The 20,650-nt window shown below is 58.3% G+C and carries 22 protein-coding genes and 1 other RNA gene; 17 read left to right on the top strand and 6 right to left on the bottom strand.

Annotated features, from left to right (window positions below):
* The first annotated feature begins 74 nt into the window (after positions 1 to 74).
* Entirely contained in the window at positions 75 to 488 is a 414-nt protein-coding gene (locus IF205_RS01490) for a universal stress protein (protein ID WP_259781516.1), read from the top strand.
* Between the two features lie 66 nt (positions 489 to 554).
* Here IF205_RS01490 and IF205_RS01485 read toward each other — a convergent pair whose 3' ends face one another.
* Positions 555 to 956, bottom strand: coding sequence for an MAPEG family protein (locus IF205_RS01485; protein ID WP_259781515.1), 402 nt, complete (start codon positions 954 to 956; stop codon positions 555 to 557).
* A 243-nt stretch (positions 957 to 1,199) separates the two neighbouring features.
* Here IF205_RS01485 and rpmI point away from each other — a divergent pair, with 243 nt between their 5' ends.
* From rpmI to pheT, 4 genes are all read left to right on the top strand, one after another.
* Entirely contained in the window at positions 1,200 to 1,397 is a 198-nt protein-coding gene (rpmI, locus tag IF205_RS01480) for a 50S ribosomal protein L35 (protein WP_259781514.1), read from the top strand.
* Positions 1,398 to 1,430: 33 nt separating this feature from the next.
* Entirely contained in the window at positions 1,431 to 1,787 is a 357-nt protein-coding gene (gene rplT / locus IF205_RS01475; RefSeq protein ID WP_259781513.1) for a 50S ribosomal protein L20, read from the top strand.
* A 142-nt stretch (positions 1,788 to 1,929) separates the two neighbouring features.
* A complete protein-coding gene (pheS, locus tag IF205_RS01470) occupies positions 1,930 to 3,015 on the top strand; it encodes a phenylalanine--tRNA ligase subunit alpha (protein ID WP_259781512.1) in 1,086 nt (361 codons plus the stop codon).
* Positions 3,012 to 5,414: a phenylalanine--tRNA ligase subunit beta gene (gene pheT, locus IF205_RS01465; RefSeq protein ID WP_259781511.1), complete on the top strand. Its 2,403-nt coding sequence runs from the start codon at positions 3,012 to 3,014 to the stop codon at positions 5,412 to 5,414. Before pheS ends, pheT begins: the two co-directional genes overlap by 4 nt.
* A 67-nt stretch (positions 5,415 to 5,481) precedes the next feature.
* Here the strand turns inward: pheT and IF205_RS01460 are convergent, their stop codons facing one another.
* Entirely contained in the window at positions 5,482 to 6,330 is an 849-nt protein-coding gene (locus tag IF205_RS01460; protein WP_259781510.1) for an SAM-dependent methyltransferase, read from the bottom strand.
* Between the two features lie 16 nt (positions 6,331 to 6,346).
* Here IF205_RS01460 and IF205_RS01455 point away from each other — a divergent pair, with 16 nt between their 5' ends.
* The gene (locus IF205_RS01455) at positions 6,347 to 7,039 is read left to right on the top strand and encodes a hypothetical protein (protein ID WP_259781509.1); all 693 of its coding nucleotides are present in this window, start codon (positions 6,347 to 6,349) and stop codon (positions 7,037 to 7,039) included.
* Here IF205_RS01455 and IF205_RS01450 read toward each other — a convergent pair.
* Entirely contained in the window at positions 6,990 to 7,880 is an 891-nt protein-coding gene (locus tag IF205_RS01450) for a PAS domain-containing protein (protein WP_259781508.1), read from the bottom strand. The genes IF205_RS01455 and IF205_RS01450 overlap by 50 nt on opposite strands.
* Before the next feature lie 335 nt (positions 7,881 to 8,215).
* Positions 8,216 to 8,557, bottom strand: a complete 342-nt coding sequence (locus tag IF205_RS01445; RefSeq protein WP_259781507.1) for a helix-turn-helix domain-containing protein — start codon at positions 8,555 to 8,557, stop codon at positions 8,216 to 8,218.
* Positions 8,558 to 9,074: 517 nt separating this feature from the next.
* Here IF205_RS01445 and IF205_RS01440 point away from each other — a divergent pair.
* Both IF205_RS01440 and IF205_RS01430 read left to right on the top strand, forming a co-directional pair.
* Positions 9,075 to 9,779, top strand: a complete 705-nt coding sequence (locus IF205_RS01440; RefSeq protein ID WP_259781506.1) for a J domain-containing protein — start codon at positions 9,075 to 9,077, stop codon at positions 9,777 to 9,779.
* A gap of 99 nt (positions 9,780 to 9,878) precedes the next feature.
* Positions 9,879 to 11,078: a prephenate dehydratase gene (locus tag IF205_RS01430; protein ID WP_311195725.1), complete on the top strand. Its 1,200-nt coding sequence runs from the start codon at positions 9,879 to 9,881 to the stop codon at positions 11,076 to 11,078.
* A gap of 16 nt (positions 11,079 to 11,094) precedes the next feature.
* Here IF205_RS01430 and IF205_RS01425 read toward each other — a convergent pair whose 3' ends face one another.
* Entirely contained in the window at positions 11,095 to 11,898 is an 804-nt protein-coding gene (locus tag IF205_RS01425; protein WP_259781505.1) for a hypothetical protein, read from the bottom strand.
* A gap of 90 nt (positions 11,899 to 11,988) precedes the next feature.
* Positions 11,989 to 12,885 carry an NAD(+) diphosphatase gene (nudC, locus tag IF205_RS01420; RefSeq protein WP_259781504.1) on the bottom strand — a complete coding sequence of 299 codons (897 nt, stop codon included), beginning with the start codon at positions 12,883 to 12,885 and terminating at the stop codon, positions 11,989 to 11,991.
* A 131-nt stretch (positions 12,886 to 13,016) separates the two neighbouring features.
* Between nudC and ffs the strand changes: the two genes are divergently transcribed.
* From ffs to IF205_RS01375, 9 genes are all read left to right on the top strand, one after another.
* An RNA gene (ffs, locus tag IF205_RS01415) (signal recognition particle sRNA small type) lies at positions 13,017 to 13,111 on the top strand.
* 123 nt (positions 13,112 to 13,234) lie between these two features.
* The gene (locus tag IF205_RS01410) at positions 13,235 to 15,055 is read left to right on the top strand and encodes a DNA polymerase III subunit gamma/tau (RefSeq protein WP_259781503.1); all 1,821 of its coding nucleotides are present in this window, start codon (positions 13,235 to 13,237) and stop codon (positions 15,053 to 15,055) included.
* A 10-nt stretch (positions 15,056 to 15,065) separates the two neighbouring features.
* On the top strand, positions 15,066 to 15,389 hold the full coding sequence (locus IF205_RS01405; protein WP_259783335.1) for a YbaB/EbfC family nucleoid-associated protein: 324 nt from the start codon (positions 15,066 to 15,068) through the stop codon (positions 15,387 to 15,389).
* 40 nt (positions 15,390 to 15,429) lie between these two features.
* The gene (recR, locus tag IF205_RS01400; RefSeq protein ID WP_259781502.1) at positions 15,430 to 16,026 is read left to right on the top strand and encodes a recombination mediator RecR; all 597 of its coding nucleotides are present in this window, start codon (positions 15,430 to 15,432) and stop codon (positions 16,024 to 16,026) included.
* A 5-nt stretch (positions 16,027 to 16,031) separates the two neighbouring features.
* Positions 16,032 to 16,766: a type 1 glutamine amidotransferase gene (locus IF205_RS01395; RefSeq protein WP_259781501.1), complete on the top strand. Its 735-nt coding sequence runs from the start codon at positions 16,032 to 16,034 to the stop codon at positions 16,764 to 16,766.
* Positions 16,767 to 16,783: 17 nt separating this feature from the next.
* The gene (locus tag IF205_RS01390) at positions 16,784 to 18,235 is read left to right on the top strand and encodes a DUF4139 domain-containing protein (RefSeq protein ID WP_259781500.1); all 1,452 of its coding nucleotides are present in this window, start codon (positions 16,784 to 16,786) and stop codon (positions 18,233 to 18,235) included.
* 147 nt (positions 18,236 to 18,382) lie between these two features.
* On the top strand, positions 18,383 to 18,721 hold the full coding sequence (locus tag IF205_RS01385; protein ID WP_259781499.1) for a YbjQ family protein: 339 nt from the start codon (positions 18,383 to 18,385) through the stop codon (positions 18,719 to 18,721).
* Positions 18,722 to 18,746: 25 nt separating this feature from the next.
* Complete coding sequence (locus IF205_RS01380) at positions 18,747 to 20,060, top strand: M48 family metallopeptidase (RefSeq protein ID WP_259781498.1); 1,314 nt, start codon at positions 18,747 to 18,749, stop codon at positions 20,058 to 20,060.
* Positions 20,061 to 20,071: 11 nt separating this feature from the next.
* Positions 20,072 to 20,650 (top strand): hypothetical protein, encoded by a 579-nt coding sequence (locus IF205_RS01375; RefSeq protein ID WP_259781497.1) that lies wholly within the window; start codon positions 20,072 to 20,074, stop codon positions 20,648 to 20,650.

Below are 20,650 nucleotides of genomic sequence, written 5' to 3'. Positions count from 1 at the left end.
AAGCTGGACCTGGGGGAGGGGGTATATGCTATGGTTATATTGTATCCAGGCCAATAACTTAACGGAGTCCTGATATGTATAAGTCGATAATGGTGCCAGTGGATTTGGAGCATCAGGATAAGCTCGGAAAGGCGCTGACGACGGCGGGTCTTTTTGCGAAGGAATTTAAGGCGGACCTCACCCTTGTCGGTGTGACGCCGACCGTGCCGACGGCTGTCGCCCATACGCCGGAGGAATTCGCGCAAAAGCTGAAAGACTTTGGCGAGCGGCAGGCGGGCGTCCTGGGCGTGCCGGTGCAGACCAAGGCGGTGACATCCGCGGACCCGGCGCGTGACCTTGATGATGCGCTGGACAAGGCCGCGCATGAACTGGGGGCGGACCTTGTTGTCATGGGAACCCATATGCCGGGCATCTACGAGCATGTCTTCAGCTCTAACGCCGGTTATCTGGCTTCCCACAGCGATATTTCGGTTTTCGTGGTTCGTTGATTTCGGTTGCCGGGCATATGGACCGGCCCTCAATGGGCCGGTCTGGAATGCTGTCTTGGGTTTTGCCTATTTGATGATCTGCAGCACGATGATCAGAATGGCGACCCAGCCGACTGCGAAGGCGACGGTCCGCCCTATGGGCAGATTGCTTATCTGCAGCGGATAATGCGCAAGACGCGCCCAGAAATAGACGATTGATGCCAGGGCCGTCATGTCATTGGCGGCGTTGGTGATATGTGCGACCAGGACCGCTATGGCAAAGGGAACCAGATTCTCTATCGCATTGTAATGCGCCTTTTTTGCCCTGGTTGCCCAGGCGGCGACCGGTTCGCCGTCTTTCCTGTATGAGATTGTTTCGATGAGGCCGTATCTTACGAGGCGCGCCAATACATAAGGCAGCCACAGAAACAGGGTTAACAGGCTGACCCAGATCAGCATCCGAAGGTCGGTAGTCATTTCGAGTGCCATTGTTGTCTACTCCCCGCAGTCGATTGTTGTGACGGTGGCAACGAGTATACCCGGTCCACAAACAAACGTGAATTTCTGCGGATATGCGCTTGTCTTTCGTGGCCGGGGGGCGTATAACCCCGTCCGCTGTGGCTGTACCATTCGTGGGATGGCCATGATGCCGGTGCGCCGGGCGGACTGAAACTGGTCCAATGGCATGCCTTGCCACCGAAGATGAAACTCGACCTTAAGAAGGAAGAAAAAATGCCCAAGATGAAGACGAAAAGCTCCGCTAAAAAGCGGTTCAAGCTGACCGGTAAAGGCAAAGTACGTTTCTACAGTGCTTGCCTGCGTCACGGCACCTCCAAGCGTCCGCAGCAGATGAAGCGCCAGAACCGTGGCGGCCAGATCATGTGCGATTCCGACGCTAAGGTCGTCAAAACCAATTGGCTGTTCGGCTAAGCCTCGGCCCGCTTGAATTAAGGAGCTCCTATCATGGCACGTGTAAAACGCGGTGTAACCGCTCACGCCCGTCACAAAAAAGTTCTCGAAGAAGCCAAAGGCTATCGCGGCCGTCGTAAAAATACGATCCGCATCGCCAAGCAGGCGGTCGAGAAAGCCGGTCAGTACGCCTATCGCGACCGTAAAGCCCGCAAGCGCACCTTCCGTGCCCTGTGGATCCAGCGTATCAACGCTGCGGCACGCGACAACGGCCTGACCTATTCCCGTTTCATGGACGGCCTGAACAAGGCTGGCATCGAGCTGGACCGTAAGGTTCTGGCCGACATCGCAGTTCATGAACCGGAAGCCTTTAAATCGCTGGCAGATCAGGCGCAGGCCGCTCTGGCCTAACTCGGTTTTTCAGCATTTCTGAGTTTCGGTAAGAGCGGGGCCGCGCAAGCGACCCCGCTTTTGCTTTTTTCATGTCCCGGGGTTAGAACCGGGAAGTTGATTATTTTGGGTCTTTAATTCCAACGTGAGTGAGACACTGGGGATGAGCGATACTCTCGACCAGCTACAGGATGCGCTTCTGGGCGATGTGAACGGGGCGGGTGACCTCGACACATTGGAAACGGTGCGCGTGGCAGCGCTGGGCAAGAAGGGCCGGATCACGGCTGAGATGAAAAATCTCGGTGGGTTGAGCCCGGATGAACGCAAAGAGCGCGGTCAGGCGCTGAACAAAATCAAGGAAGCGGTGGCATCTGCCATCAACCTGCGCAAGGAAGCGCTTGAAGATGCGGCGTTGAACGAACGGCTGCAGGCGGAAAGCATTGACGTTTCCCTGCCGGTCCGTCCGGAGGAAATGGGGCGTCTGCACCCGATCAGCCAGACCTGGGACGAAATCGTCGCGATCTTTGGCGAGATGGGCTTCACAGTGGCCGAAGGGCCGGATATCGAAGACGATTTCCATAACTTCACCGCCTTGAACATTCCGCCGGAACATCCCGCGCGTCAGGAACATGACACCTTCTACCTGCAGGGTGAAGACGGTCAGATCGACTATGAAAAGGTGCTGCGGACCCACACCAGTACGGTGCAGATCCACACCATGCAGAACCAGGAACCGCCGATCCGCATCATCGCGCCGGGCCGGACCTATCGTTCTGACAGCGATATGACCCATACGCCGATGTTCAGCCAGGTCGAGGCGCTGGTCATCGACAAGAAGACCCATTTCGGTCACCTGAAAGGCTGCCTGCAGGACTTCCTGAGCGCCTATTTCGAGGTCGACAACCTGCCGCTGCGCTTCCGCTCCAGCTATTTCCCCTTCACCGAACCCAGCGCTGAGGTGGATATCCAGTGCTGCTGGCGGGATGGCGAGCTGGTGGTTGGCGAAGGCGACGACTGGATGGAAATCCTGGGTTCCGGCATGGTGCACCCCAATGTGCTGCGCGCCTGCGGCCTGGACCCGGATGAATACCAGGGCTTTGCCTTCGGCATGGGGATCGAGCGTATCGCGATGCTGAAATATGGCATCCCCGACCTGCGCACATTCTTCGATGCCGACCTGCGTTGGCTGCGTCACTACGGATTCCTGCCCATGGAAGCCGCATCGCTTATTCGGGGGCTGTCAGTATGAAATTCACATTGAGCTGGTTGAAAGACCATTTGGAGACGGAAGCGTCTCTGGAAGAAATTCTGAATACGCTGACCATGATCGGCCTGGAAGTGGAAGGGGTCGAGGACCGCTCCAAGGCGCTGGCGCCGTTTATCGTCGGTTACGTGAAAGAGGCGAAACGCCATCCCAATGCGGATCGTCTGCAGGTCTGCATCGTCGATACCGGTTCGGAAGAAGTCCAGGTTGTCTGCGGTGCACCCAATGCGCGCCAGGGCATGAAGGGCGTCTTCGCGCCGTCCGGCAGCCATATTCCGGGCACCGGCGTTGATCTGAAGGCCGGTAATATTCGCGGCGAAGACAGCAATGGTATGCTGTGTTCCGAACGCGAAATGGGCCTCAGTGACGAACATGACGGCATTATCGAACTGGCGGATGACGCGCCGGTGGGCGAAAGCTATGCCACCATCGCCGGTCTGGACGATCCGATCATCGAAATCGCGATTACCCCGAACCGGGGTGATGCGCTGGGCATCTACGGCATCGCCCGCGATCTGGCCGCGGCCGGTCTGGGCACGCTGAAACAGCCGGACCTGTCTGCGGTTGCGGGCGGTTTTGACAGCCCGCTGACCTGGGAGATTGCCGACGGTATCGGTGATAAGTGCCCGCAGGCCAAAGGGTGCTATATCCGTGGTGTGAAAAACGGCTCCAGCCCGAAATGGATGCAGGACCGCCTGAAGGCGATCGGCCTGCGTCCGATCTCCGCACTGGTCGATATCACCAACTATGTCACCTATGATCTGAACCGTCCGCTGCACGTCTTCGATGCCGACAAGGTGAAGGGCGACAAGCTTCGCATCTCTTTCGCCGAGCCGGGTGAAAAGCTGCTGGCGCTGGACGGCAAGGAATATGAATTCTCCGAAGGCATGGTCGTGATCCGTGACGAGGAAGGGCCGGAAAGCATTGCCGGTGTCATGGGCGGTGAACTGTCCGGCTGCACCGGGGAAACGGTCAATGTTTTCCTGGAAGCCGCTCTCTGGCATCCGATCAATATCGCCGAAACGGGCCGCAAGCTGGGGGTGACCTCTGACGCGCGCTATCGTTTTGAGCGCGGCGTGGATGCGACCGGCGCCGATTGGGGCGTCAATGTCGGTACACGCCTGATCCTGGAGCTTTGCGGTGGTGAGCCGTCCCATGTGGTCGGTGCCGGTGAGGAACCGAAATGGCAGCGCCAGGTAACCCTGGATGCGGATCGTATCCGCACCCGTGGCGGTGTGGATATGGAAGCCGCCGAGGCCGAAGCCATCCTGCAGCGTCTGGGCTTTGCCACCAAACGCGACGGCAATGTCATCACGGCGGATGTGCCGAGCTGGCGTCCGGACGTGGAAGGTGAACACTGCCTGGTGGAAGAGGTTCTGCGTATCCACGGGCTGGACAATGTTGCCGCCGTTTCCCTGGAACGGGATGGCGACCTGCCGCCGCTGGCGATCACGCAGGGACAGCGCCGCGTGGCACTTGCCAAGAAGGCCCTGGCAATCCGTGGCATGATGGAGGCTGTAACCTTCTCCTTCATGTCCGAAAAGGATGCCAAACTGTTTGGCGGCGTGGATGCTTCCCTGAAGCTTGCCAATCCGATTTCCGCCGATCTGGACGTGATGCGTCCCAGCATTCTCGGTAATCTGCTGTCTGCGGCGGCTCGTAATGCGGGCCGTGGCTATGCGGATGCGGCATTGTTCGAGGTGGGCCCGGCCTACCGTGACGCAAGTCCGAAGGGCCAGGATACGGTTGCTGCCGGTATTCGTGTTGGCAGGACCGGCCCGCGCCATTGGGACCAGAGTCCGCGTGCGGTCGATGCCTTTGACGCCAAGGCCGATGCCATGGGTGCACTGGAAGTTTGCGGCGCGCCGGTGGCGAACCTGCAGGTCACGACCGATGCACCGGCCTGGTATCATCCGGGCCGTTCCGGCACCCTTCGTCTCGGCCCGAATGTGATTGCCTATTTCGGTGAGGTTCATCCGAAAGTGATGAAGGCCATGGGCCTGAAAGGCCGGGCGGTTGCCTTTGAAATCTTCCTCGGCAACATTCCGATGCCGAAGGGCAAGAAGAAGGGCAAGGCCCGTGGCAAGCTGGACGCCAGCAACCTGCAGGCTGTCAGCCGTGACTTTGCCTTCGTCGTCAACGATGACGTGCCCAGCGACAAGCTGGTCAAGGCGGCAACCGGTGCCGACAAGAAGCTGATCTCCGGCGTTCAGGTCTTTGACGTCTATACCGGCGAAGGCATGGAAGAAGGCAAGAAGAGCCTCGCCATCGCCGTGACGTTGCAGCCGAAGGACCGCACGCTGACGGATGAGGAAATCGAGGCCGTTGCGGAAAAGGTTATCGCCAATGTCGCCAAGGCGACCGGCGGGACGCTTCGCGGCTGATCGAACGGTCTTAAAAGATTGATCTAAAGAAAAGGCGGTCTCTCCGGAGGCCGCCTTTTTCCGTACCTTATTCCGGCTTGCGCGCCGTCAGCAGGCACCAGCCGATTTTGCCTGCCTCCGTTGTTTCAACCGCAAGTCGCCAAAGTTCGAGATTGTTGTCGAGAACGCCTTTATCAACGTGCTCGGCAAAGGCGTTGTAGTTCGCCTCAATCCGATTCACCAGATTGGCAAAATGTCGCGCCATATGTGGGGACCAATCAGTAGTCTCGATGTCCAGAAAACCGGCTTGACGCGCCCCGTTTATCATTTCGTCTGTATCCCACATGTCGGGAGACCCGTGGCGTTCAGTGATGATTCTCCTGAGCTTCTCACTGCAAAGGCGACGATCTGTTGTCTGGTCGCTTACGGCTAGTTGCCCACTCGGTTTCAGGACGCGGTAGGCCTCACTGAAATAACGGTTTTTGTCCTTGCAGTGGACAAATGCCTCTTGGCTGAGGTGAGCCGTGAATTGGCTGTCGCCAAAGGGGAGGTCCTGAAAATCGGCCCAGGAGTGTGAAACAAGATCAGACAGATCGTCCTGAGTAGTTTTCTGACGGCCACTGTCGATCTGCTCCTGGGTGAAATTGCTGGCAGTAACATGGCACCCGACCTCTCGGGCCAGCCAGCGCGCTGTTTCCCCTTCACCGGCTCCAACCTCCAATACATCGTCGGCAGCGGTCAGCTTAAGGGCTAAGGCGATGGCTACCTTGGTCTTGATGGCTGCGGCTTCGATCGTTTCGGTGCCGTCTGGATACAGGCCGAAGTGGATACTTGGACCCCACGCTAATCTATAGAGTGTTCGTACAGTGTTGTCAGAGTAGTGATTTCGATCCGTGGGTTTCCAACTGTCGGTTGGGGAGGGGTCGTTGTCATTCATTTTGGAGGACTTATCCATGCTGGTACAAGATGAAATTTTGAACACGTTCAAGTCTATTTCGAATACCATTGAGATGTTATCGGAAAAAGGGATGGAGATATCTGTTTCGACGGATTTCAATGCCTTTGTCTTAAGGGTAAGGGAATGCCGGGACAAGCAGGTCACGCCAATGTTCGATCCTGCGGTGACTGAAATAGGCCCGTCCAACGGCTTTTGGATTGAAGGTCGGAACCGTAACAAAGAGATCGTTCATCTTCAGGCGGCCCGTTTTGATATCTTGTCAAACCGGAGTCTGGCCGATTTTCTGGAAAGCCTTGACGCTTATTATTCCTCTCCGGAGTATTACAGGCAGCAGGGCGAGTTCTGTCACTCACCATCGCACGCCACGCGTCATATTACCGGGAAGGTTGCTTATCAGGGAGAGTTCTGGCTTCGGGGCGGCGGTTCACTGGGCGCGCGTGGGCGTGGTTATCCACCGCTCCTTACGCATCTTTCTTCCGCGATTATTCTCGCGAAATGGGAACCGGATTTCACCTATGCCATGGTGCAACCAAGAATAGTAAGGACGCGTATGGCTAATCAATATGGATATACAAACATGGAGCCACATGGGCTGGTGTGGAACCGCCCTACTGTGCCCGAATATCTTGATGAATGGGTTATTTGGAGGGACCGCGGCCAGTTGATAAGCCAAGTGTCGGCGAGTTAAACAGCGGAATACTTATGTTCTGGTCGGGCACCACAACAACGCCGACGAAGGGTTGCCCGGCCGGACCTCGATAAGGGAGGATAAGGCGCTGATAGGATATCCAGATTGGATCAGCGTGCTTGCGAATAACAAGCGCACGAATGTGATCATGATAGGGCGCTTGCGTTTCAAGGCTTTCTTCATAGGCAGTGCAGACGGAATCCTCGAATTCGGAATCGGCATGGGATTGGTTTATGGCCGTGCCGAGAACGTCCCGGCGCCAGCTTTCTCCAAACATTTGTGCGACCATCGTGTTCGATCCGATGTGCCGGAAGACATAGTTCCCGGTCCGGTCATGTGTCATGAGCTGGACGCAAGGGAGAAGGAAAGACCGTACCCGCCGCTGCGAAGGATCAAACTGTGACCGTTCACGTTCCCAGTGATTGATGTAATGCGCCATCATAGGCGAGCGCTCTTTTGCCTCTTCCGGCGAGTGTCGTCGCATGAAAATGCCAAGCTGCGGATCTCTACTTCGAAAAGCCTGCAACTGGATGATACGGCGCATGGCCTCCGCTGCATGTTGGAATGTCTCATGGCACCAGCCGGCATGGAAAAAATTCAATCGGACTTTTCGATGGTCGGATATGTTGAAGAGATAGGCGATGACGGATTCCAGGGCCTTGAGGTCGGCATGGACAAGGTCCCAAGTTATTGCGATATGAAATTGACTGCTTGAAACCTTCACCATGCCCAGATGGCGGAAGGCGATTTCCATATCTTTTGGCGCTTGTGAAAAGGGATTGATGTTGGGGAAATCGTTGGCGACGTCGGCAATGGGCTGCCATTGGCCGTCGTCGGACACATACCAGGACGACGCCCATCCGCATTCATGGCGGTGAGACAATCGGCGGATCGGGTTTATCGGTTTGTTCTGCATCTCCCCCCCCCTGCGCCTTGAATCTAGAGTGCATCCGAAAGGCAGTATTGTGCCTAAGAAACACCCGTTTTCCTAGAGTATTTTTCCGTGTCCCAAAAAAAACACATTTATTAACAATATGATATCTACCTTTGATTGAATCCTTTCAATCTGGCGACGGTATTTTGAACAATTTCGTCAACTGTCCGGGAATTGCGCAAATAGCATTACGGGCCGCCACAAGGGCGACCCGCAATTCCGTTCCGGGTGGTCCGAAAAAACTAGTGGGCGCAGGCCTTGATCAGGTTCAGCACCTGATTGCGCACATTGTCGTCTTCGATGGAATCGATTTGCTTGGCCAATTCGATTGTGCGTCGCGGTAGGGACCGTTGTTCGGTGCCCGCCTCTTCTATTTCTTCAAAGAAATAAGTGATTGGCGTTTCCAGAGCCTTGGAAATATCCCAAAGGCGGCTGCTGCCAATGCGGTTGGTTCCTTTTTCATACTTCTGAACTTGCTGAAAACTAACGCCAAGCAGCTTGCCAAGCTGTTCCTGACTCATACCCTTTGCAGCACGTGCTTCACGTACTTTGCGTCCAACATGGACATCGGTCGGGTGCGGCATGATCCAAATCTCCTACCTTTTTTGTGCCGGCCGCGCCAATCCTCGGCTTAAGTCGGCTTATGTTGTGCAGAAATTTAGAGTTTCCACCCCTATAGGTGGAACTCTGCTCGCCCCGGCTGTTTGAAATGAAGATCGAACAAGCCAATGAGAGACGGGGGTCTAGGAATGGTGGTTGTCTCTCACTTTCCCCACTCTTGTTATACAAGAATTGTCGGGATTTGAACAGCGAAAATACAACGTTAAAGGGATCGCGATGGGGTTTAAATTCGCCATTATCGAGTATTCCCAATAGCTTACTACTGCATAAAAAATACGCGTATGAAGGGTGCGCGCATTGGTGAACGGTGGCTCTTTGCGTATACTGCTATCTGGAGAGATGGCCTTAAAGTAAACCTTGTTTCTTTGCGAACACATGGCATATTTAGCAACATATGTAGTTTTTGCTACTAGATGATGCGGTGATATTGGTGAATAGCAAGGGGTCAGGCGAGTGATCAAGGGGGCGGCGGCGCAAACCATGCCGAGGAATAATTCCAGTCAATCAGAGGGTTTGGTTGATGCGATCCGCAATGCTTCCAAGGCGCCTGCCCAGCGTAAAACATCCTATGCCGTGCCCTGCGCCAGTGACTTTCGCGATGCCGTGACGGCGCTGGCGGAACGCCGCAAGGTGAATGTCGGCGATATTGCGCGTTCCGTCATCCTGACCATGCCGGAGGTGGTGATCGAAAATATGCCCGATCCCGGCGAGCCCAATGGCGAAGACCGCGAAACAGTGATCCTGAAGTCGGGCCCCAGTGCGGGCAAACCCTGGCGGCGCAAGCCCCGTTTACAGGTGCGGATGCCGGCGGGCTTTGATGTGCTGACGATCCGCAAGGCCCTGGCGCTTGCGCTCGAGCTGGACCGGGGAAAGCTTTCCATCACGTTGGAAGATGCCGCCCGCCCCTCCGCGCGGGAGCGTCTGGAGGCGCGCGATGAGCAGGTCAGCCGTTTGCGGTCCATCGTGGGGGCGCTGTCCTTCGAGGTTCTGCCGCATGGCATCCGAAGCCGGGAAGACGCGCTTTTCGTTCTGGGCTTCGCGCCGTCGCAGCGTCCGGACATGAGTGCGATCCGGTCCCGTTTCCGCATGCTGGCGACGATCCATCACCCCGACAGCGAGGTCGGGGATCATGAGCGGATGTCCCAATTGAATGATGCCATGGCCTATTTGCGCCGATTTGGCTGACATTGTGCAAAATTTGCACGAATGACTTTATTTTTGTGCAATGTGCACAATAGGCACAGTTATTGACAGGGGGTTCTGGCTGCGCTAGGCCCTTATCTCATGACAGTGGCGAAAAGAATTCTGCAGGCCCGGCGTGCGGCCGGTTTGTCCCAGGCGGCATTGGCGGCGCGCCTGGATGTGTCTCATTCGACCGTGAACCGGTGGGAGCAGGGGCACCGCGAACCGTCCCGCGATGTTCTGATGGCCTTGGCCTCGGCGACGGGAACGTCTGTGGAGTGGCTGCTGTTGGGGCAAACCGTCATCGACAGCCCGGCCCCGCAAGGGGCGGCAGGCCGGGCCGGTTTTGCCAACAATGTCCGGGAAGGCCGGTTTTCCGGCGGAACGGGATCGTCACAAACCTATTTCAATACTGACAGTGACTATGGAGGAACGGCAATGATTTCGAACCCGGCAGAGGATAATCCGGTAATCGCCTATCAGGGCGTGCCCGGCGCCTATTCCCATCTGGCGTGCCGCGAAGCCTTTCCCCATATGGAGCCGTTGTCCTGTCCATCCTTTGAGGATGCCTTCCTGGCGGTGGAGGAAGGGCGCGCAGGTCTTGCCATGATCCCGATTGAAAACTCGCTTGGCGGGCGTGTGGCGGATATTCACCATCTGCTGCCGGAATCCAACCTTTATATCGTGGCGGAACATTTTCAGCCTGTGCATCATCACCTGCTGGCGCCCAAGGGGGCGACGCTGGAAACGGTCAAGGAGGCGCGCAGTCACACCCAGGCCCTGGCGCAATGCCGGGAAACCCTGCGGGAACTGGGCATCAAACCGGTCAAGGAAGCGGACACCGCCGGGGCGGCCAAGCTGGTCGCAGAACTGGGTGATCCGACGGTGGCGGCGGTTGCGTCCAGTCTTGCCGGGGAAACCTATGGCCTGGAAAACCTGCGTGGCCGGATTGAAGACAAGATCGGCAATGTCACCCGTTTCGTGGTGATGTCGCGCACCCGGATCGAACCCGATCCGCGCTCCGGCCCCTGCGTGACCAGTCTGGTCTTCACCCTGCGCAGCGTGCCTGCGGGCCTTTACAAGGCTATGGGCGGTTTCGCCACCAACGGGGTCAACTTCGTCAAACTGGAAAGCTATATTTCTGTGGCGGACTACAGCACCGCACAGTTCTATGCGGAAATCGAAGGCCATCCGGCGGACAAGGCGGTCGACCGGGCGCTGGAGGAATTGCAGTATTTCACCTCCAAGATGAAATTGCTGGGCACCTATCGGATGAGCCCCTTCCGCAACCGTCACGAATAAGCGGCTTCTTGCGGCGTCAGGCCATGGCCCGGCGCCGCGCCAGCATCTGCCCGATCACCGAAAAACCAACCAGATAGACGGTGGCAAAGCCGAAAGAGACGATCGTCCCCGGGCCGACGCCGAGGCTGTTATAGGTGAGGGCGACCGACAGGCTGTAGGTGACAAGCGCCCCCATGCCCGCCGGATAATTCTTGATGATGGTATGGACCGCCGGCCCGCCATAGGTCCAATGGATCACAAGGAAAAGCGGGAAGGCGCTGCTGGGGAAGGCCGATAGCAGACCGGCCCATTCCGGTCCGATCAGCGCTGCCGATCCGGTGATCGCCAGAACGACCGCCGTCGCCAGTGCGGCGCGGAAGGCCAGAACCTTCGGCCCGAGGCGGCTGCGGCGCAGGGCCGGGGCGTTTTCAATCCGGCGAAACAGATAGGCGAACAGAAGGATGGCCGCCAGCGGGACGGCAACTGCAATGGATAGCCGCGCGGGCAGTTCCGCGAAGGCTGCGGAAACCACGATAAAACCGATGATCGCGGCGATGGCTGCGAGGATGACGGCGGGTTTCCCCTGTATCAGGCGGCTGCCCGCGTAATAGGCGGCGGCCAGACAGAGGGCTGCCCCGAGGCCGGGCAGGGTGTAAACTGCGCTTTCAGCCGCAAAACCGGCGCTGTTTTCAATACCGATGAAAAAAAGTGCGATGGCGGTGCCCAACGGATAGCCCGATAACAGACCGGCAAGGCGTGGACTGACCCGTTCCGCGACGAGCGACAGGCCCAGGACGGTGCCGATGGACACGGCAATCTTGATCAGCAACAGGTGTTCCAACGATTCGGCCTCCCCAATTTCGGCCAGATTAGGAAGGGGGCCGGGCGGCGTCAATCATGCGCCCGGCACAGCAGCTTTGCCGGATCGGGCCTAACTGTTCATCCAGTCTTCGATCAGGCGATAGGAAATGCTGTCCCGGCGCGGCAGGGCGAATGTCTCGTCTTCCGGCGAATTGCGCAGTTCCGCCCTCGTCATCCAGCGCGCCTCCGCAATCTCGTTCTGGTCCAGCCTGATTTCCTTGTTCACGGCACGCGCGGTGAAGCCCAGCATGATGTTGGACGGGAAGGGCCAGGGTTGGGAGGAATGATAGGCGATGTCGGTGATCTCGATCCCGACCTCCTCGAAGACCTCCCGCGCGACGGCCTGTTCCAGGGTCTCGCAGGGTTCGACAAATCCGGCCAGTACCGCATGGCGGCCTTCCGGCCAGCTCGGTGCGCGGGCTAGCAGTGCCTGGTCGCCGCCGTCGTGGATCAGCATGATCACTGCCGGGTCCGTGCGCGGAAAATGATCCAGCCCGCATTCCGGGTTGGTGCAATGGCGTTTGTGCCCCGCCCAGACACTTTCGGTCGGCGCGCCGCAGGCCCCGCAGAAACGGTGACGGCGATGCCAGTGCAACATGCCCCGGGCGTAGGCTGCCAGCGCGCCTTCATCCGCCTCCATCCGGGGGCCGATCGCACGCAGGTCGAGGAATTCACCGATGTCACCCAAGGGCGGTTCGTCATGGGTGGAGAGGTCGACGGCGAAATGTGCAGTCCCGTCAAACAGGCCCAGGAAGGCGGAGTCGTCCAGGTCGATTTCCATCTCTGTAACCGAGGTCATGGCCAGGACCGGCTCCGCCTCCGCGGTGACCAGGACATGATTGCGCCAGATCGGCAGGATGCGTGTTTCCACGGCGGATAGCTGCTGTCGCAGCCATGCGTCGTCCTGGCGCAGATGCGCCGCGCGGTCGAGAAAACGGCTTTCATAGAAATGGGGTTTGTGGGCCATCGGAGACATATACTCGCTTGTCGAAAAAGACGGATGCGTATTCTTGCGCAGGTGCCACGCCTTTAAAAGTGACATTTTCCGATAATTCGCCCTTGCGATTCCCGATATGAAAGTCCATATGTAGCGCCGGAAGGTCGGGGCGGACGAGCGTGCTCGCCAACCCGGTCAGGTCCGGAAGGAAGCAGCCGTAACGAGATTTTGTTCGGGTCGCATTTCTCGGCCTTCCACCTAACGCCCCTTATGGGGCGTTTTTATTTGCCCCGATGCCGGATAATTTTCCTGTGGAGAATTCGCAAAATTCGAATTCTGAGGGAAGACAGTCGGCCTTTGCCTGTATATGATCGCGACCATGAGTGATCAGACTGAAAATAACGCGTATCGCGTCCTCGCCCGGAAATACCGCCCAACGACTTTCGCAGACCTTGTCGGTCAGGAAGCGCTGGTGCGAACGCTGACCAATGCGATCGAAAGCGGCCGCATCGCCCAGGCCTTTGTGCTGACCGGTGTGCGCGGGGTGGGCAAGACGACCACGGCACGTATTATCGCCAAGGCGCTGAACTGTGTCGGCCCGGATGGCAATGGTGGTCCCACCGTCAGCCCCTGCGGCGAATGCGATAACTGCAAGGCCATTTCCGAAGACCGTCATGTAGATGTGCAGGAAATGGATGCCGCCAGCCGCACCGGCGTCAACGATATCCGCGAGTTGATCGAGGGTGTGCGCTACAAGCCGGTTTCGGCCCGCTATAAAATCTACATCCTCGACGAGGTTCACATGCTCTCCAACAGCGCGTTCAACGCGCTGTTGAAGACGCTGGAAGAGCCGCCCGAACATGTGAAATTCATCTTTGCCACCACGGAAATCCGCAAGGTCCCGGTGACGGTGCTCAGCCGTTGCCAGCGGTTCGACCTGCGCCGTATTCCGGTGGAAAAGCTGCACGGCCTCTATAAATCCGTGGCCGAGCGGGAAAATATCGAGGTTGAGGAAGACGCCCTTTCCATGGTTGCCCGTGCAGCCGACGGATCGGCGCGTGATGGCCTGTCGATCCTGGACCAGGCGATTGCCCTGTCTTCGGGTGCTGTGACGGCGGAACAGGTGCGCGACATGCTGGGCCTGGCAGACCGGGCCCGTGTGTTTGAGCTGTTCGACGCGGTGATGAAGGGCGCGGCGGCAGAGGCACTGGACGTGCTGCGCCGGATGTATGACGAAGGGGCGGACCCGGTGGTCATCATCCAGGACCTGCTGGATGTATGCTATTGGCTGACCCGGTTCAAGCTGACGCCGGATCTGGCGGATCAGCCCTCCACCCCTGAGATTGAACGCACGCGCGGCAAGGACATGGCGGACAAGCTGAGCCAGCCGATCCTGACCCGCTGCTGGCAGATGCTGATGAAGGGGCTGGGTGAGGTGCAGCATGCGCCCAACCCGATCCAGGCAGCCGAGATGGTGCTGATCCGCATCATGTATGCCGCTGATCTGCCGACGCCGGGCGATCTGGTCGAAAAGCTGCAGAAGCTGCAGGCGCAGGGCGGCATTGCGCCGGGCGGCGGCAATGGTGGTGCACAGGCTGGTGGACCGGGCGGCGATATGAATGCGGCGGCGATGGCCTCGCAAAATCTGCCCGGTGGCGGACAGCCGTCCGGCCCGACAGCCTCGCTGGTTGCCGTTCAGGGCGGCGGCGGTGCCGCGGCGGTCCGGCAGGTCGGTCTGGCAGAGGCACAGCCCGCGCCGCAGGCCGCAAAACCGCAAAGCAGCCCGGACCTGCCAAAGACCTTCCGCCAGATGGTGGACCTTTTCAGGGCCAAGCGCGAAGGCATTCTGGTGACCCATCTGGAAAATGACGTCCATCTGGTGCGTTACGAGCCGGGCCGTCTGGAAATCCGCCCCACCAAGAACGCGCCCAAGGACCTGCACGGCAAGGTCGGGCAGTTGCTGCTTAATTGGACGGGCACGCGCTGGGTTGTCTCCTTGTCGAACGAACAGGGCGAACCCACATTGGCTTCTGTGCGGGCGCAGGAGGAACGCGCCCGTATTGACGAGGCAGAGCTTGATCCGCTGGTCAAGGCAGTGAAAAAGCATCTGCCGAGCGCGCGTATCAAACGTGTCGTGGAATGTGAAGTTATTGAACCGGACGGCATGGAAATGTCGGATGACGGCGAGTCGCAGGAGTAACAGGTATATGCTGAAAAATATCGGCCAGATGATGAAGCAGGCCCAGGAAATGCAGGGCCGCATGCAGGAAATGCAGGAAAAGCTGAAGGAAGAAAGCCAGACCGGTACGGCCGGTGGCGGTCTTGTTTCGGTCACTATGAACGGCAAAGGCGACCTGCAGGATGTGACCATTGATCCCAGCCTGCTGAGCGCGGATGAAAAAGAAGTGCTGCAGGATCTTCTGGTTGCGGCCCATCGTGACGCCAAGACCAAGGTGGATACCTTCGTTCAGGAAAAGACCCAGGAAATGATGGGTGGCCTGCAATTGCCGCCCGGCTTCAAGATGCCGTTTTGACGCCTTAGATGCGCCATAATTCTCTGATTTTACTGACAATATGAATGAGATCGACCAACTGATCCAACTGCTGGCGCGTTTGCCGGGGCTGGGGCCGCGTTCCGCGCGCCGGGCAGCCTTGCAGATGGTGCAGAAACGCGAGAGCCTGATGAGGCCTCTGGCCGATGCCCTGCATCGTGCCGCCGACAGCATTCGTGAATGCAGTACCTGCGGCAATATCGACACGCAGGACCCGTGCAAAATCTGTGAAGACCCGCGCCGTGACGAAACGATGATTTGCGTGGTCGAACAGGTGGGCGACCTCTGGGCGTTGGAACGGACCGGTTCCTTCAAGGGGCGCTACCACGTTCTGGGTGGCGTTCTGTCGGCGCTGGACGGGGTTGGTCCGGAAGATCTGAATATTGCATCGCTGGTGGATCGCGTCGGGCCGGATTGCCCGGTCAAGGAAGTGATCCTGGCGACGAACCTGACCGTCGACGGGCAGACCACGGCACATTATGTGACCGAAAGGCTGGCCGATAGCGGGGTCCGGGTCTCGCGGCTGGCGCATGGCGTGCCTGTGGGGGGCGAGTTGGATTACCTGGATGACGGCACGTTGAGCGCCGCCTTGAAATCCAGGCAATCCCTGGATGGGTAATGGGCATGAGCGATCGTAAACGCGTTTATTTCATTTCACAGATGGCGGAACCGGGGCGGATTGACCCCGCCGTTTATGCGGATGCACCGGGCGGTGAGGACGAGGTTCACTGGTTCTCCCTGATGCTGGACCGCGTTGGTGTGCTGGACCGGATCGACTTTCGCGGCTGTCACGTCACGCGGGGCGACAGCCTGCCGGAATTTGACGACGTGGACGGTGTTTTCCTCGGCGGCAGCTATCATATGGTTGATGAGGACCTGCCCTGGCAGAGAAATCTGCAGGCCTGGCTGACGGCCTATCGCGAAACGGCCAAACCCCTGATGGGGATTTGCGGCGGTCATCAGCAAATGGCAACGATCCTGGGGGCCAACGTCGGTCCCCTGGGCGGTGATCCGATGGCGGCCAGCCTGCCGGTCGATGTGACCGACGATGGACGCGATCATTTTCTGTTCGATGGTCTGAACGGCCAGCCTTATTTCCATTTTGGAAATTTCGAGCATGTGAAAGCCGCGCCGGAAGGCGCCCGTGTCCTGGCAGTCCGACCGGAAATGCCGGCCATGGCGCTCGACTACGGCGGGAACTGGGTTTCCGTGCAATTCCATCCGGAAGCCGACCACGAGATTTTCGCCTGTAGCTGGCGCGGGTCGCATCCTGAATATATGAAGAATTACAAGCCCTTGCCGGAGGCACCGCTGATGCTGGTGAATTTCCTGACGGCAATGGAATTGTTAGCCGATTAATCAATGCGGAGGACATCATGACCGGAAAACTGAGTATCGTTGCAGGCGTAGGTCTCGGTCTTCTGGCGTCGACGGCCTGGGGGGAAACGGGTTCGGTCGCGCTGATGAATGCAAACCAGAACGCGCTGGCGATCACGGTTTATCAGAATAATCTGGGGGTGGTCCGCGATCAGCGCACGCTCGCCCTCACGCCGGGCCAGTCGACCGTGTTGTTGAATGGTCTGGGCAATGCCGTGATCCCCGACAGTCTCGACCTTGTCCTGACAGGTGATGACGTCTGGCTGACCGATCTGGTGGCGAATGGCCGCCGCCTGTCCTACAACGACATTCTGGAACGCCTTGTCGGGCAGACCGTTACCTGGGCGTCCACCAATCCGGCAACCGGTGCGGAAACGCGGCGCGAGGGGCGTTTGATTGCCATGGCGCCGCAGCCTGTTATTCAATTCGGCGACGAAGTTTCCTTCAACCCGCCGGGCCGTGCGGTCTTTGCCCCGGATCAGGTGCCGCTGGAGATGATGTCTTCTGCGGTTGCCAGTATCAAGGCGGGCAAGAAAACGCAGGCGAATACGGATCTGGTTTATCTGTCCCAACAGGTGAGCTGGAATGCGGGATATACCGCGCGCCTGCTGCCGGACAACAACAGCCTGATGCTGTCTGCGGATATCGTGCTGACGAACAACAGCGGGCGTGACTTCAATGATGCGGCGGTGACCGTGGTCGCTGGCGAGATCAACAAGGCCGGACATGGCCCGATCCGTCCCATGGGCGCGCAGTTGAAACAGGTCCGCAGCATGGCGGCCGACGTGGAAATGGCCGCCCCGGCCCCGCAGCCGGAGGCGACACAGGACTACTGGCGCTATGACCTGTCGGGCAAGCGTGACATTCCCGATGGCGCAACGGTGAAAATTCCACTGTTGAATCAGGTTACCGTTCCCGTCACCAAGAAATTCGTGCTGGAAAACGGCGTGCAGAACTACCCTGTGCGCAATGGTAACGACGGCGATACCCGCCGCCATCCGACCGTGAACTTGACCTTCAAGAATGAAGACCAGTCCGGTCTGGGCCAGCCGCTTCCCGCAGGTCTGATCCGCGTCTTCAACGTGGGCGACGACGAGGGCCGTGCGCCGACCCTGCTGGGTGAGGACAGCCTTCAGTCGACGCCGGAAGGCGAATTGGTGCGCCTGCAACTGGGCGAGGCCTTCGACGTGACGGCGGAACGCAATCAGAAGACCTATGAACGTATTGATGACGATCCGGCGCAGTTTGAAACCACCTATGAAATCGTCCTGCGCAATGCCAAGCCGGTCGGCACGGCTGTTGACGTGGTCGAATGGATGCCGGGCGACTGGGAAATCCTGGACGAATCCGCCAAACATGTGCGCAAGGATGCGCGTCGGGCGGTGTGGTCGGTCTCCGTTCCCGCAAAGGGGCAGGCGACGCTGACTTATAAGGTCCGTATTACCAACTAAAGTATAAGCTCGTTAAGTATTTGCCGGGGCGACAGGAAACTGTGGCCCCGGTATCATTTTACCACTTGCAAATGGTTGGTGGATTGTGTTGATTGCTGCGCCTGCGAAGTGGGCGGGCATTTGATTGAATTGTGGGGAAAAATGACGATGGACCGACAAGGTTATAGCGGGCTGCAGGTTGTAACCGTTTCCAATATTCCGGGACGTGAGATCGAAGAAAATCTGGGGATCGTTTTTGGCAGCAGCGTACGCAGCCGAAGCTTCCTGTTCGATATATTTGCCTCCTTCCGCAATCTGTTTGGCGGCGAGGTCCGCTCCTATACCAAATTGCTGGAAACTGCCCAGGAGGAAGCGGCGGAGCGCATGGCCGAACAGGCCAGGACCATGGGGGCCAATGCGGTTGTCGACGTGCATTTCTCCACCTCCCATGTGGCGGCCAAAGCCGCGGAAATCTTCGCCTATGGCACTGCTGTCCGCGTGAAATAACGCGGAAACGGGGGGATTTGCGGTTATGGAGGAACTGATTGTTCCGGGCATTCTGCTGACAGTGCTGATTGCCATTGCCTTTGTCACCGGACGGCTGGCGGAATTCGCCCATGGCCGCAGTCTGCGGCGCGACGAAGCGAAGCTGCCGCACCAGATTCTGACAACCGACGAGGACTTTCCGGGGGATGTGACCCTGAAGCGCAGCGCGCTGGTCAGTGGCTCTGTCGTGATCGGTGAAGACCGGTTCCGCAACCTGTTGTCACGGCTGCGTATTTTCGTCGGTGGCCGGGTTGCGGCCCATGAAGGGGCGGTCGTGCGCGCCAAGCGCGAGGCGATGCTGCGCATGCGGGTGCAGGCGAAGGAGGCTTCCCATATCACGGGAATCCGCTTTACCACGGCATTCCTCGGGCGAGGCATGACAGAGATGGTGGCCTATGGGACGGCGCTTTACACCAATCGCATGCCCGAGGGTGGACAGCCGATCCTGCTTCCGGATGACGGGGTTAATATCAAACGCAAAAGCCTGCTGGTGGAACTGGTGTCGGCCAGCACGGCTTTTGCCCTGATCTGCTGGGGCATTTATTTCGTCAGTGGCCTGATGGTGGAATGGGCCACCCACCAGATTTCCATCGAGGATGAAATCGCCATCTGGTCGGAGGTTTCCGACGGTGAAACGGATCATCCCGCTCGCCGTCGATCACAACGCTCAACGGTGGAAAATTATATCCTCGACCTGATCAATTCCGTGCCGAAGGAAGCATTGGGTCCGGCGGCAGCCTATGATTTCGACGTCTATGTGGTCCAGAACGATGTTCCCAACGCGGCGGCACTGCCCGGCGGGGTTATTCTGGTGCATACGGGCATGCTGGACCTGGTCGACACGGAAAATGAACTGCTGTCGGTTATCGGTCATGAGATAGGCCATTTCAACGGACGTGATCATCTGGAGGGCCTGGGCCGCAAAGTGGTGGGCGTCGCCCTGTCTGCCTTGTTTTTCCAGAATGACGCGGTGCTGACCACCTGGATCGCCGGTTGGCCCAAAATGCTGGCGGACCTTGATTATTCGCGCAGTCAGGAACTGGACGCGGATGACTGGGGCCTGTCGATTGCGATGGCGAAATACGGTCATGCGGGCGGCGTGCCGGATGTCTTCCAGAAGCTGGGGCGCGGTGCCGGTGACGAAGGGCTGCTGGATTATCTGAGCACCCATCCTCATCCGATGGAACGGGTGCGGCGCCTGAAGGCGATGATTGATGAAGAAAACCTGCCGGTGCGTGACCAAATACCGTTGGTGGAAGCCTTCCAGCGGTATCAGAACAACCACGGCAACAGGCAGTAAGGGGAAGTAAGATGCGCGGATTTCTGTCACCGCTTCGGTTCATGAGTGTCAGCGGCAGACCCAATCTGGAATTCTGGTTCACGCAGGTGGTGATCCTGGTGTCCACGGTTCTCGGGGTCTATCTGGCGGGGTTTGCAGGCTTTGAAATCGCGGTGAATTTCGACCGCTACCAGAGCGCCTCTGAGGTCAGCTATCTGGAAAAATCCCTGCGTGCCGAAGTGGCGGATAATATTGCCAAGGTGGAGTTCTGGGCGGAAAGCTACGACCAGGGGCCGATGCTGTGGCATGACAGCCGCTTTGCCCCGCGCGAAAGCTTCAAACTGGACGATATGATCTGGCAGACCATGCGCAACTCGCCCCGGACTTTCGAGGTCGATCCCGATGTCCTCACCGGTGTGCGGCGTTTCTATTCCAAGGTGGATCAATATAAGACCGTGTTGTTCCAGCAGCGCCAGCCCAACGCCCTGGCGCGGAATGCGATGAAGGAACTGTCCGCAGCAGGGGCGGACGCCCGCCAGACCCTGCTGCCCATCCTGGATAGCGAAATCGCGTCACATGAAAGTTTGCTGCAGAAATTTCTGCCAGAATAG

The sequence above is a fragment of the Aestuariispira ectoiniformans genome (assembly GCF_025136295.1).
Lineage (GTDB): Bacteria > Pseudomonadota > Alphaproteobacteria > UBA8366 > Aestuariispiraceae > Aestuariispira_A > Aestuariispira_A ectoiniformans.
Note: the sequence above shows the minus strand (reverse complement) of the source record. Positions and strands in the feature narration are given on the sequence as shown.

Coding starts and splice junctions, on each gene's coding strand:
- pheS (WP_259781512.1), top strand. CDS start 1,930: ATGAGCGATACTCTCGACCAGCTACAGGATGCGCTTCTGGGCGATGTG.
- IF205_RS01375 (WP_259781497.1), top strand. CDS start 20,072: ATGCGCGGATTTCTGTCACCGCTTCGGTTCATGAGTGTCAGCGGCAGA.
- IF205_RS01490 (WP_259781516.1), top strand. CDS start 75: ATGTATAAGTCGATAATGGTGCCAGTGGATTTGGAGCATCAGGATAAG.
- rplT (WP_259781513.1), top strand. CDS start 1,431: ATGGCACGTGTAAAACGCGGTGTAACCGCTCACGCCCGTCACAAAAAA.
- IF205_RS01410 (WP_259781503.1), top strand. CDS start 13,235: ATGAGTGATCAGACTGAAAATAACGCGTATCGCGTCCTCGCCCGGAAA.
- IF205_RS01390 (WP_259781500.1), top strand. CDS start 16,784: ATGACCGGAAAACTGAGTATCGTTGCAGGCGTAGGTCTCGGTCTTCTG.
- IF205_RS01380 (WP_259781498.1), top strand. CDS start 18,747: ATGGAGGAACTGATTGTTCCGGGCATTCTGCTGACAGTGCTGATTGCC.
- pheT (WP_259781511.1), top strand. CDS start 3,012: ATGAAATTCACATTGAGCTGGTTGAAAGACCATTTGGAGACGGAAGCG.
- IF205_RS01430 (WP_311195725.1), top strand. CDS start 9,879: ATGACAGTGGCGAAAAGAATTCTGCAGGCCCGGCGTGCGGCCGGTTTG.
- nudC (WP_259781504.1), bottom strand. CDS start 12,885: ATGGCCCACAAACCCCATTTCTATGAAAGCCGTTTTCTCGACCGCGCG.
- IF205_RS01485 (WP_259781515.1), bottom strand. CDS start 956: ATGGCACTCGAAATGACTACCGACCTTCGGATGCTGATCTGGGTCAGC.
- rpmI (WP_259781514.1), top strand. CDS start 1,200: ATGCCCAAGATGAAGACGAAAAGCTCCGCTAAAAAGCGGTTCAAGCTG.
- IF205_RS01455 (WP_259781509.1), top strand. CDS start 6,347: ATGCTGGTACAAGATGAAATTTTGAACACGTTCAAGTCTATTTCGAAT.
- IF205_RS01440 (WP_259781506.1), top strand. CDS start 9,075: ATGCCGAGGAATAATTCCAGTCAATCAGAGGGTTTGGTTGATGCGATC.
- IF205_RS01445 (WP_259781507.1), bottom strand. CDS start 8,557: ATGCCGCACCCGACCGATGTCCATGTTGGACGCAAAGTACGTGAAGCA.
- recR (WP_259781502.1), top strand. CDS start 15,430: ATGAATGAGATCGACCAACTGATCCAACTGCTGGCGCGTTTGCCGGGG.
- IF205_RS01460 (WP_259781510.1), bottom strand. CDS start 6,330: ATGAATGACAACGACCCCTCCCCAACCGACAGTTGGAAACCCACGGAT.
- IF205_RS01385 (WP_259781499.1), top strand. CDS start 18,383: ATGGACCGACAAGGTTATAGCGGGCTGCAGGTTGTAACCGTTTCCAAT.
- IF205_RS01395 (WP_259781501.1), top strand. CDS start 16,032: ATGAGCGATCGTAAACGCGTTTATTTCATTTCACAGATGGCGGAACCG.